The sequence below is a fragment of the Acinetobacter sp. YH12142 genome (genome assembly GCF_013418435.1).
Lineage (GTDB): Bacteria > Pseudomonadota > Gammaproteobacteria > Pseudomonadales > Moraxellaceae > Acinetobacter > Acinetobacter amyesii.
The window spans coordinates 268,681-281,868 of sequence record NZ_VPCB01000001.1 but is presented as its reverse complement, the minus strand read 5'-3'; the positions used below and the strand labels follow the sequence as shown (position 1 = coordinate 281,868).

Annotated in this window: 5 protein-coding genes; all 5 read right to left on the bottom strand. The window is 43.7% G+C overall.

From position 1 onward, the window contains the following. Positions 1-118: 118 nt before the first annotated feature. The gene (pnp, locus tag FTU77_RS01345; protein WP_171262611.1) at positions 119-2,206 is read right to left on the bottom strand and encodes a polyribonucleotide nucleotidyltransferase; all 2,088 of its coding nucleotides are present in this window, start codon (positions 2,204-2,206) and stop codon (positions 119-121) included. A gap of 273 nt (positions 2,207-2,479) precedes the next feature. Next, positions 2,480-2,749, bottom strand: coding sequence for a 30S ribosomal protein S15 (rpsO, locus tag FTU77_RS01340; RefSeq protein WP_005007057.1), 270 nt, complete (start codon positions 2,747-2,749; stop codon positions 2,480-2,482). 869 nt (positions 2,750-3,618) lie between these two features. Then, a complete protein-coding gene (gene recD, locus FTU77_RS01335) occupies positions 3,619-5,346 on the bottom strand; it encodes an exodeoxyribonuclease V subunit alpha (protein ID WP_257222950.1) in 1,728 nt (575 codons plus the stop codon). Positions 5,347-5,540: 194 nt separating this feature from the next. Beyond that, positions 5,541-9,311, bottom strand: coding sequence for a UvrD-helicase domain-containing protein (locus tag FTU77_RS01330; RefSeq protein ID WP_180054280.1), 3,771 nt, complete (start codon positions 9,309-9,311; stop codon positions 5,541-5,543). Then, the gene (locus FTU77_RS01325) at positions 9,308-13,093 is read right to left on the bottom strand and encodes an exodeoxyribonuclease V subunit gamma (RefSeq protein ID WP_180054278.1); all 3,786 of its coding nucleotides are present in this window, start codon (positions 13,091-13,093) and stop codon (positions 9,308-9,310) included. The genes FTU77_RS01330 and FTU77_RS01325 overlap by 4 nt, the downstream gene beginning before the upstream one ends. Between the last annotated feature and the right edge of the window lie 95 nt (positions 13,094-13,188).

Sequence of the window (13,188 nt, the reverse complement as noted above, 5' to 3'; positions counted from 1 at the left end):
TACTTTTTGCATGATGCCATAAAAAAAGCCTTGAGCAAGTCAAAGTTCATACTCTGACTGCACTCAAGGCTTTTTAGAATCCATTCACAGAGCCGAAACCCTGTGAATCAACAAACCATTAAGCTTGTTCGATGTCTTTCATGGTTAATTTGATACGACCGCGGTTGTCGACATCAGCAACTTGTACTTTGATCTCTTGACCTTCAGATAATACGTCTGAAACGTTCGCAATGCGTTCGTTAGAAATTTGAGAGATGTGAAGTAAGCCATCAGTACCTGGAAGGATGTTTACAAACGCACCAAATTCAACGATACGAATCACTTTACCAGTGTAGATTGTACCTGGTTCGATTTCAGCAGTAAGCGCTTGGATTTTCGCAACAGCAGCAGAAGCAGCCGCTTTAGTTTCACCAAATACGCGAACTGTACCGTTATCTTCGATATCGATTGCTGCTTTAGTTTCTTCAGTGATCGCACGAATCGTTGCGCCGCCTTTACCAATCACATCACGGATCTTATCAGGGTTGATGTTGATCACTTGGAATGTAGGCGCGTGCATAGAGATTTCAGGACGAGCGCGTGAAATCACTTGGTTCATTGCATTTAAGATGTGCATACGACCTGCATACGCTTGGTTCAATGCAACTTCCATGATCTCTTCAGTAATACCTTCGATCTTGATGTCCATTTGAAGTGCAGTAATACCGTTTGCAGAACCTGCTACTTTAAAGTCCATGTCGCCAAGGTGGTCTTCGTCACCCAAGATGTCAGAAAGAACTGCGAAACGCTCGCCTTCTTTGACTAGACCCATTGCGATACCCGCAACTGGCGCTTTAAGTGGAACACCTGCGTCCATAAGTGATAGAGAAGCACCACATACAGAAGCCATTGAAGATGAACCGTTAGATTCAGTGATGTCCGATACGATACGGATCACGTACGGGAAGCGGTCAGCTGCTGGAAGTACAGCTTGTACACCACGACGCGCTAAACGACCGTGACCGATTTCACGACGTTTAGGACCAGATTCACGACCAGTTTCACCTACAGAGTATGCAGGGAAGTTGTAGTGCAACATGAAGTTGTCAGTTTTCGTACCCGCTAATGTATCTACCATTAACGCATCACGTGTATTACCCAAAGTTGTTGTTACCAACGCCTGAGTTTCACCACGTGTGAATAATGCAGAACCGTGAGCACGGTCTAACACGCCAACTTGTACGTCAAGCGCACGAACTGTTTTAGTATCACGGCCATCAATACGTGGTTTACCTGACAAGATGTTGTCACGTACTGTACGGTATTTCAGGTCTTCGAATAATTCAGCTAAGTCGTCAGCGATACCGTCAACGTCTTCTTCTGGAACGAATTGAGCAACAGCTTCAGCTTGAAGCGCATCAAGTGCTGCATAACGATCGTGTTTAACAGCGATTGTGTATGCTTCAGAGATTTTCGCTTCAAACGCTTCTTTTAATTTTGCACGAAGGTCTTCGTTTTTCGCAGGTGCAGTCCAAGTAGACTCTGTTGCACCAGCAGCCGCAGCAAATTCTTTAATCGCTTGGATCGCGATTTGCATTTCGTCATGACCGAACAATACAGCGCCAAGCATTTGGTCTTCAGAAAGTTCTTTCGCTTCTGATTCAACCATCAATACTGCAGATTCTGTACCTGCAACCACAAGGTCAAGGTCAGATTCTTTAAGCTGTTCGTGGTTCGGGTTAAGGATGTATTCACCGTTGATTAAACCAACGCGCGCACCACCGATTGGACCACGGAAAGGCGTACCCGCAATTGCAAGTGCAGCAGATGTACCTAACATTGCAGCAATGTCAGCATCCATCGTTTTGTCAGAAGAAATCACAGTCGCAGTCACTTGGATTTCGTTGTAGTAACCTTCTGGGAACAACGGACGGATTGGACGGTCGATTAAGCGTGAAATAAGAGTTTCAGCTTCAGACGCGCGGCCTTCACGTTTACCGTAACCGCCCGGGATACGACCTGCAGCATATTGTTTTTCTTGGTAGTTAACAGTCAATGGGAAGAAGTCTTGACCTGCTTTAGCTGTTGGTTGAGCAACAACGGCAACAAGAACTTGTACACCACCCATAGTGATGATTACAGTGTTCGCTTGACGCGCAACACGACCTGTTTCTAGGACAACTTGATGCTGACCGTATTGGAATTCTTTACGAATAATATTAAACATCGACATGTTTTATTTTTTCCTGATTTTATTCTAGTGGAGACCCCTAAGGTTTGGCATTCACTCAACGCCCCAAACGCTGCAACATAAATGACAAAGCTTAGAAGCCGACCTCACTAGATATTAAAAACATTAATTAAAAATGCTAATTTGAGACACAAAGAAGGAGCGAATCATCGCCCCTTCCCCATTATCCAACCAAGGTTGGATAGACTTTAGTTTTCAGTAATACAGCACTAAGCATGCAATAGTCCGAAAATAAAAGTTTAAATCGAATTAACGACGTAAACCTAAAGCAGCAATCAATGCGCTGTAACGAGTAGCGTCTTTACCTTTAAGGTAGTCAAGAAGCTTACGACGTTGGTTAACCATACGGATAAGACCGCGACGGCTATGGTGGTCGTGTTTGTGCTCTTTGAAGTGACCTTGTAAATCATTGATTTGAGCAGTTAAAAGAGCTACTTGAACTTCTGGTGAACCAGTGTCGTTTTCAGCGCGAGCGAATTTTGCAACGATCTCTGCGCGATCTGCGTTTGTTAAAGCCATTCGATTTCTCCGAGATGCTTATAAAGTTAACTTTTGATACGAATCAACTGATAAATCAGCTGACTGCCGTGCATCACTACAGCAAGTGCATTATATTAAGGGAAAATCGTCCCAATTGCAAAAAGAGATGGCCGACTTCGTCAGGTTTTCATGACGATAATAGCGCCTTTTTTTTCACATCGATTCCATTATAAATTTTTTATATGTTTCGATACTTTATGCGACACAAAACCGCATATTTCTAACATGTTGAATGCGATGTCATTGAATGAATTTTAAACTGATTTTTTGATATATTTTGCCACTCGATGTTTAGCATGCAAAACTCAAAGTGGAATGATTAAAAAAAAAGCCCGAGCTAGGCTCGGGCTTTTTTGCGCTGTAGTTTCTTCTTTTTTAGTTATTGTTTTATTATTTATTGTTTTATGTGGCGCTTTTCCGCGTCCTTATGTCAAACATTCCATGTTTTAACTTGCACTTCCTTATGTGGTAGATTTTGCCACAACGGCTATTAGATAAAAGTCGTATTTTTCGTATCTATATGTAAGCTTTTTCGTACATCAGTTAAGCTCTATTTCTTTTCTGTTACAGCGTATAGGCATTTCTTATTTTCCAGACATAAAAAAGCCCTGTAGTCTCTCCCAAAACTACAAGGCTTAGCGGCTGTAAGTTTCCTATTTCCTTACTTCACTGTAAGTTCGCTGTCTTTTGACGTTATTCTTATACTTTTGCGATTTTACTCAACCATCCGTGTTGAGTTCTTTTTCTGTGAAGTCATCTTCTCAAAAAGCTCTAAAAAGCTCTATGCGCAAATCTCCTGAATCGATGTAAGCCATTTCTTACAAAATACGGTACATTTTGCCTAGGCTTTACAAAGGTAGGTGATTGTTAATTTTTTCTAACAGACCACTAACTCGCGCTGTTCTTTTTATAAGCGCTTTTGCCAATGCATCTTTTGCAACAAGCAAACTCACCACTTTTTTGGCACGAGTGATGGCGGTATAAATCAGCTCTTTACTCATCATTTCGGTAGCATGATTTTCCAAAACTACCGCCGTATGGGTAAATTCAGAACCTTGAGACTTATGTATGGTCAAGGCATAGGCGGTTTCTATACTTTTAGGTAACCGTGTTGCCACCACCCATTTATCCAAACTTGGAAAATAAACCTCAAACTGCGACTTTTCCGTCATCGGTCGTTTTAAGCAAATCCCGATATCACCATTTGATAGTCCAAGTTGATAATCGTTATAGGTCATCATGACTGGACGACCGACATACCAATCCCCTTGTTTCAACACACCCAAGGTATTTAAGACCCGAAGTTCAATCTGCTGATTGAGTTCGTGTAAGCCTAATTTTCCATGTCGAATGGCCGATAGAATCCGATAATCATCAAAATAGCGAATCAATTGGGCTGACCAATTTGCATATTCAGCGGGTTGCTCTGGCCATTGTTTTAACCACGCCACATAGGGCTGAAAACCATACATCAGTTGATCATAATATTTTGCCCAATGTGCCGCACTGTTCGTAGCGTCGGGGAGATATTGCAACTGAATCACATCGCTCATATTCGGTGTCAGTTGAATCGGCTGAAGTTCGGATGCAGATACCACCTGATGTTCGAATTTCGCCAGAACTTCAGTGGTTGTTTGCTGTTGTTCTTGTTGTTGAATAAAACGAGCAAACTCACCAATGGCTGCACCCTGTACAAAACGGCGGCTGGTCTGTAAATGGGTACGGTTGGCTTGTAAGGCATCGACATCCTGAAGGTTGGCCAAAACAGCGCCAACATCGACCGAAGCCAACTGTTCTGCATCCCCTAAGAGAATCAGCTTGCTGTGTTGAGGGATTGCCGCGAATAGCATCTGCGCCAAACTTAAATCCAACATGGAGGCTTCATCGACCACAATGACGTCATAGGGTAAGCGTTGGCGCTCATTAAACCGCGGGATAGCGCGCGTCCCTAAACCCAATAGACGATGCAAAGTTACGGGTTTCAAATGTTTGTGAATAATCGAATAATGCTGCAATGCAGGATCTTTAAACGCTGCTTGTAAGGCTTCTTCCATTCGCTGCGCCGCTTTTCCTGTCGGCGCTGCCATCGCAATTCTTAAATTTGGATTTTGCTCATTCAACACGGCAATAATCCGAGCCAAGGTATAGGTTTTACCTGTCCCAGGCCCACCGGTAATGATATTAAAATTGTGCTGACACACCATGTGCAGTGCTTGGATCTGATGGGGATCGGTCAGTAAATCCTTTTCGATATTAAGCATCTGCGTTTGATTGAGATTTTGCTCTGTTTGCTGTTTTAAACGTGCAACTTGCTTGGCTAAAGCATTTTCTAATGCCCAATAGCGATAAAGATAAAGTCGCTGTGAATCAAAAATAAAAGGCGCAACAGGTGTTTTTTCAGCTTGCTCATGCTGAACCATCTGAGCCAAACATTGAATCTGCGCATCTTCGGCCAAAATACAACTATCGCCTTTTTCCACGGCTTGCATCAATTGTTGAATTAACTGATTTGCAGCAGGATGACTGGCCTGATTGGGTAAATAATGTTGGATTAAATAGTCAATCCAATCCGGCAAAACCGCATCTAAATCAGCTTTTTCTTGGGTATTTTGGGGAACTAAAACCTGTTTTTCTACAGTATTTTCTTGTCTCGCGTGCAAAGGCTGTGCTGATAAGGCTTTTTGATCATTTTCCACACAGTTATCCTCAAACTTATCCACAATGCAACTTATTGTTTCAGCGTGAATATTTTTATCTTTTTCGTGCTTATTCACGTTTTAGCCACAACCTTTTCGCTCAATATTGCATCGAGGTTTTGAATGAATGTATCCGCCGGCTTCCAGTGATATACCCCACGATCGGACTGTCCATCCATACCGCGAAGATACAAATAACTCGCCCCACCCAAATGCTGCTTCATGTCATAGTCTTTCATCACGGCTTTCAAATAACGATGTAGGGCCACCAAATATAAAGCCGCCTGCAACCAGTAACTAGAATGACTCATACTTTCTCGAATATAGGCATGATTATAATGTGCGGTCTGATCGCCTAAGAAATTACTTTTATAATCGGCAATGTGATAACGCTGACCATCATAATATACCAAGTCAATCGACCCCGTCAGATAGCGTGCTGTAAACACATCATTCAAATCTTGTATCCGTAAATCTGGCTCATTTAGGCTTTCAAATAGCATGCGTATTTTACGTATTGCCAATGCACGATCTGCCATACTTAAATGAAAGTCCATTTCTGAACGATATTCACCATCGTTTAACTGATGCAGGCTAAAACCATCATGCAACGGTGTATGAATGATTTGACTGTACCATTCCTGCATTTCTTCAATCAGTTCAGCTTCGTCTTGTTCAGGGTTCGCCGTTTGCCCAAACTGTTTAATCAAATTTTGCAATATTTGCGGCGAATCAAACTCAACATCACTATGAAAACGCGTTGCGATGGCTTTGGCCAACTTATCTTCTGGGGTGCTAAATCGAACTTTTTCCATCAACTTGTGCAAGAAACTTCCGGGCTTGGTTCCCTTTGGAAAGTGCCGTTTAATCCAACTAATTTTCTCTGCAGTTTCTGCTTCAATAATTTCAAGCTGTTCCACTTCATCGGCAGCACTGTCTTCTGGCTCGGTCACAACCGCTGCCAATTGGTCACGTTGTATATGTGTCTTATGTGCCGTACGCGTGAGCGCGGTAAAACTGGTGGTTTCCCGTGGATAAAAATGGCTGTTGGGAATTTCTTCCGCGTCTAATACAACAGTTTCAACCTGAGTCTGAGTCAAAATTGGTGGTGCTGCACGCAAAACATCAGCATCCACACTTTCTGTATGTTGGAACAGATCAGGTTCGCTTCCACGCCAAAAAGTCAGTCCTGAACGCGCTTCTGCCATTTGTTTCTTTTCTACTTCATGATGACGTAGCACGGCATAGACACGATAACTGGCACGGGTCAACGCCACGTACCACAAGCGATGATGCTCTGCTTCATTGCGCGCATCATTTTGTTGAATATCATCTTCGGGTAAGTCCGAAGACTTCACGGCAATCACACGTTCTAACCCAAGGCTTTTTTGCTGATTGTCTTTAAGGGAAAAATTCAAATTGCCTTTTTCACTTAAGCCTGCATTTGCTCCCAATAAAAATACACAACCAAACTCTAAGCCTTTGGATGCATGAATCGTCATCAGTTGCACCCCCAATTGCCCAGTCAATTTTCGCTCTTGGGTACTTTCATTATTGATGCCTAAATTGATTTGGCGAATAAACCATTGATAAAGCTTATGTGCACCTGTGTAATGTTCACTTTGCTGACTTAATAATTCTGCGATATGGCGTAAATTCACCACTGTGCGTTCATTATCTCGACTTTGCCTAGCCACCAAACGCGTCCACACCTGAAAGACCGTCATGCAGCTATTCCACGCGCTGCGGAATCCTTGCTCATTCCAAATTTGTCGGATCTGTTCGAGTTTTTCGATAATTTCGCTCAGCCCATCTGCCTGCTGTTCGAGTGCGACCAGTTGTTTCAGATCAAAACCCAATAAACGGCTCAGCAGCGCACGTTTCACCTTGGCTTCTTGATAAGGATTTAAAATTGCGGTCAGCAAAGCGGCAACGTCTTGTGCGACGGAACTTTTATAGACGCTGTCCCGTGATGCTTTATAACAAGGAACACCCAGTTGCAATAAACATTGTTGCACTTGCTCTAAGTCGAAATGGTTTTGCCCTAAGACCGCAATATCGTTTGTTGTCAGTGCTCGCTGGGTATTGTTGTCTTGAAAATATAAATGTCCTTGCTGCGCTTGGTTGAGCAATGACTGAATCTGCCAAGCCACTTGCTCAGCTTCATTCAGCGTTTCATCCAAAGCCAACCAACGCAGAGGTTGTGGATTGACTTGATCATGATCAATCAACGGCGGATGCTCACGCTCACCTGCTTGAATCGGGGTGTATTCAACTTGCTCACCAAAGTCCGTTTGCCGATGAAACAAGGCATCCACCACTTCAACCAAGTTTTTGACTGAACGATGGTTTTTGTTCAAGGTATAACAACGTCCACCCTTGGTTTGAATATCATGACGCGCTTTACGATAGGTCAGCATGTCACCGCCACGGAATCCATAAATCGCCTGTTTGGGGTCGCCAACCATAATCATACAGCCCTGATGTAAGCGCTCCTTGACCCGCCAAATACTGGATAGCATGTCATCTTGATCTTGGTTGGTGTCTTGAAATTCATCGACTAAAATCAGCGGATATCGTGCCAAAACATGAGCGGCAAAACTGTCTTTCCCTGCGGCTGAGCTTTGCTGTAAGGCTTCCGACAAGGTCCGAATTTGTTGTGAAAAGGTGGTTTCCCCAGCGTGGGACAACACTTGAGGCAAACGCTTTTTAACTTCCTGTGCCAAATAAAAGTTTAGAAATTGTTCTGCTTGATTGATATGTTCATAAGCATTGAGCACCGCTCGGAGTTGTTGAACAAAAGCATGTTGATAAAATTCTTTTGAGATATCCGGCTGTTCTTCAACGACTTTGTCTTTAAAGACACGTGGCTTAAATTCAGTTTTATTCGGATCATAAAACAATGAACGAATGGCTTTCATTGTCTGTTGTAACACATCGGACTGAGTCAAAACCCCTTGGCTACCCGCAGCTTCAAAGTGCTGTAAAAACTCGGGAATGCGTGTGTTAAAGGTGACAAAAAATGCCCCTTTATTAAAACGTCGAGCATCCACCAGGTTTTTATAATGACTTGTGGCATCAAAACACGCTGCAAGCTCTACACGAGCGGCAGGCAGCATTTGCGCAAGCTGATGACACATCGCTTCAAAATGCGCCAAGGCATTTTCGGGTAATTCAGGGACGCGCAAATCCACCGATGGGAAGTTTAGACTTTCCTTTACTGCGCCCAGATAGTATTCAGGGCCTTTCAACTGATGATTCAACATCAAATATTCAATCAAATGTGCAGGCTGCTGCTGGATCCAATCTCTTAATAAATCATGAATGATCCGTTCAATATGCAGGTCTTCATCATCACTGATTTGCACCTGTTCGATACGACCACTTTCAAAGGCAAATTCACGTAATAACTTTTGACTAAAGCTGTCTAAAGTTCCGACAAAGAGTTCTTCATATTGTTGTAAGACCACGTTCAGACGATTGTAGGCATAATCTAAGTGATGCCCATGATCTTTCAGCACTTGCTGATACAAGGGGTCACTCAAACTTTGCTGAAGTTCGGCCAACTCACCTTGAGATGCCGCGAGCAGGCCATAAATAAAGTCACGGGTTTCTTCAATCCGCAGTCGTACCCGCGCTTTGAGTTCCGCTGTGGCTTTACGTGTAAAGGTGGTGGCAATGACCTGATTTGGCATATAGCGATCGAGAAAAATCCGCACCATCAGACTGGAAAGCGTATAGGTTTTCCCAGTACCCGCAGAGGCTTCAATCCAGTGCAGTCCGGTAAAGCTCATGTCTGCAATCGGGTTGGTGGACATTTTCATCGCTTGCTGTGGCATATTCATTTTTTCACCTCAGGCTTGATGACATTAAGTTTTTTTAGGCCGTCATCCGCCTCGGTATCCATCACATGATATAAACGTTCTGCATAATAACGACAGGACAATGCCAGAAGTTCATCTGCCGCTTGTTGCTGTAAAATAAAGCTCCAATCACGATGGTGGCTATTGGCTTCATTCGACTCCAACTCCACTCCACCAAAACTATGATTTTTCAGCCATTCCTCTTGAAGCTTTGCAAAATTATCAGGCATGAGTTGGCCTGTTTCATTTTCCACCCAAGTGCATTTTTCTTGGCGAATTAAGGCAGCAGGCAGCACCACAGGACGTTTTTGTGCATGTTTCCACATCGCCACCCATTCACTGAGCTGCAGCTTGGCTTGTGCAGAGCTTAATCCACAACAGACTATGCTTTTATCATTACAAATCACTTCACGACGATACGTCGCGCCCTCATCGCCTAAGTCTAAATAGCTCAACCACAATAGATATTCGAGCCAGGTTTGCGTCTGACGCTTAGGCTTTGCCCCAGACGCCATACAGCTTAACCAATGCATACTCTGAGAGTCTTCAGGCACGGTGATACTCAGTATCAAATGCGGTTCAAGCTGTAAGTTTTGTAAGGTGGTCGCGGTTACACGGCGTCCATCCAAACGCTCTAATAACTGTGCCTGCTCTTGCAAACTGAGCTTCCAAGTCGCTATTTGGCTATGTCCCACAGGCAGTACATCTTGGAACAAGGCCATATCGGGTTCAGCTGAGGTCGTAGAGTTCTGATCCTCTGTTTGATCGACACGAGAGGCAGGCTGCACATAATGCTTTTGCAATAAGTCACGGACATGATATTGCTGTAAACGGTCCAGCAACAAAGGCTCTTGCTGCGGCAATTGGTCACCAGTATAGACACTGGCCACGCCAAGCGTTTTCAAATATGCACGGGCAGGAAACACCACATCTTTAATCCATTCCTGACCATCTAATACCCGTACTTCTTGCTCATCATGCACAGGATAATCACGGTTAATCCACGATTGGCGTTGTCCCGACTGATCTAAAATATGTTCCGCCACAGCAAACCATTGATCTTTATATCGTAAGTTTTTCGACTGCTGAAAACCCATCGGGTCAAAAGGCTGCAAAGGATAAATATGGTATAGCGGCTCGAGCTGCTGTGGAATGCGTAAGCCATCCAAATCCAGCATGGCATCATGGGGTTGGTTCAATTGCTGCGGCTGAATCATCCGTGCGAGGAACTGGCTAAATTCATATATCACGGATGATGGCTCCCGACTTTCACCATCATTGACATCAAAGCCATTATAGAAAATCCACAAGGACTGTCGGGCAAATAACAAGGCATCTAAAAATGCACCTTTATCATCTTCCAAACGAGAGCGATCACCCAAAACCGGTTTAAACACATCCATCAAATCAAAAGGCACTTGCTGATCACGACGCGGAAATTTGCCGCTATCCATGTTCATTAACACCACCAATGAAAATGGGACTTGGCGGATTTTCCCCATGTCCGCAAAGGTCACTGATCCTGTCGGTTCGATCTGATCGGCAGAGCTATCGATGCCTTGTTGTATTTCTTTGAGCAGCAAAGATAATGGCAAATTAAAGCTGTTTGGGAGCGACTCAACTTTATCACTTTGGGCATTATGCAGACGTTGCGTCATCGCACGCATCACACTGCGAATGGTTTCAAATGCTCGACCACTGGCTTCCACAAAAGGCTTTAAATCTGCATCTAATTGTTGCAACCACACTTTGACAGTCTGTGTGCTGAGATTCGGATTGAGCCAATCTCGACGCGCACTGATATCTCGGTAGATCTGAATTAAAGTTTGAACCAACTCAAAATCACTACTCGACACCCCTGCAAAACTTAAGGTGTCCTCAAATACGGCATGTTGTGGTATCGCAATTCCTAAAGCTAAACGGTCTAATGCAAATTTAAAGGTATAACGATAATCTCGGTCTTGCTCGGACAAATAAGCCAACATGTGCTGTTCGTCTAAACCACGACGGAAACCGGCTTGAATCAGCAGTTCCATCATACGTTCCATTTGCACATGGTCGAGCTGATACAGTTCTTGCACCGCATTCAAATTCAGCCAATCATGAAAATCTTCTGCGGTAAAACGACCTTGGCTAATTTCAATGCGTCCAACGAAAGCTTGCCATGCATTTTGAATATCTTGGCTGACCACCCCTGCAATTTTGACTGGGATATAAGGTAAATCCACCGCACTGCGTCCCATGCCACGAGTCGTCGAAAAGACCGTCCGAATATGCGGTTCCAGTTCTTTTAAATTTGGCACCAATACCAAGATATCACCCGGATGGCGTGGCTCTTGTTCCGAGCCTTCGGCCAACCAATATACCAACTGCTCACGTAAAACTTCTAACTGACGCAGGCTAGAATGACAGACATGAAATTGAATCGATTCATCTGCCCCCGCGAGTGCATATTGATGCTGCTCGGGTTCTTCTAAGGTCATGATGTCATATTGAATTTGAGCGAGCAGTGTTGTCGGCTCGGTGTCTGGAAAAATATCTTCCCAGCCTTCGCCACCAGACATATTCACCAATAATGCAAAGTTATCCCGCGCACGCTTGCCTAAACGCGTCAGTAATGAATGCTGTGATTCACGAAATTCGGCATTGGTCGTACTCAGATAGGCCTGAATTTGCGCTGTGCTGACATTGGGATTTCGCTCAATATAACGCTGTTGTAATTTCAAGTTATAACGATCTTTCCAAACTGGATCGACCATGTCTGCCCAATACTCACGCGATGGGTTGAAATACAACAAATGTACTTTGGTATACGCCGCCAAGCGATATAAAAATTTCAGTTGTGCAGGTGGTAATTCTAAGGTCGTAAAAACAAAAATTTGTTCAGGCAAACCGTTATAGGTTTGATGACGCTCATCATCATCGCGTTCATCATCCTCAGCATCCAAATCAAACTGCTGCTGCCGATTTTGCTCAGCACGCGCCAAGGCAAACCAAAATTTATTGTCTATTTCCTGACGGTCATTAAAGTCTTTTTGGAATACTTGATGCCATAACCAACGCTGCCAATGCTCCAGTTGTCGAGCCTGCGTCGGTAGATATTCATCGGCTTGTTCAGGTTTCAGACCTGTGAGTTGCATGATATTTAAAGGCTGATTGTGACTCCACGCCTTCAACCAATCGGTATCGCAATGTGGACAAATCCAGTGCTCAACACCTTCATCTGGGGTATGAATACAACTGCCACGAAAGGCCATGTAGTTGGTAAAAAGCCGAGTGACTTGAGCAGCGATCCAGTACAACATTTCTTGCCGCTTTTGCTCACGTTTTTTTCGATCTGAGAGCTGTGCTGTGCTGTCAAAAATACGCTGAACTAAGGGCTGAACATCTGTCGGAATCTGTGCTGCATCAAACTGATCAGCTGCAATAAAAACCGCTAAAGCATTATAAATACGCCATTGCATAATCAACGGCGGCATGTTGATACCTTTAATCCGCTCTCGGTCTTGTTTATTCGGCAAGGCCCAATCGTAGGCTTTCCACTGCAACCCTAAAATTTTACGATGATGCTTAATATTGGCACTAATACTGATTTTTTCAGCAATTTGTTTTTCTAACCATGCAGCAATGGCTTGATCGGGCACCACGATATGTCGTTCTTGCAAGACGGACAAAGCATTGGTCGATTGATTCGATTTCAATTTTTCTATTAGACAATCCACCAAAACTTCGATTCGTTGACTTTGAATTACATGTATTGCCATGGATTACCTTTACAGCCTGAGTGACCAACTACTACAAAACAACAATGATTATTTACTATACATCTTGGGCTGTCTATGCGACTTTGACAAGAGAA

Excerpts from the sequence above, each read along its gene's own strand:
- pnp (WP_171262611.1), bottom strand. The coding sequence starts at position 2,206 with ATGTTTAATATTATTCGTAAAGAATTCCAATACGGTCAGCATCAAGTT.
- rpsO (WP_005007057.1), bottom strand. The coding sequence starts at position 2,749 with ATGGCTTTAACAAACGCAGATCGCGCAGAGATCGTTGCAAAATTCGCT.
- FTU77_RS01330 (WP_180054280.1), bottom strand. The coding sequence starts at position 9,311 with ATGAATATGCCACAGCAAGCGATGAAAATGTCCACCAACCCGATTGCA.
- FTU77_RS01325 (WP_180054278.1), bottom strand. The coding sequence starts at position 13,093 with ATGGCAATACATGTAATTCAAAGTCAACGAATCGAAGTTTTGGTGGAT.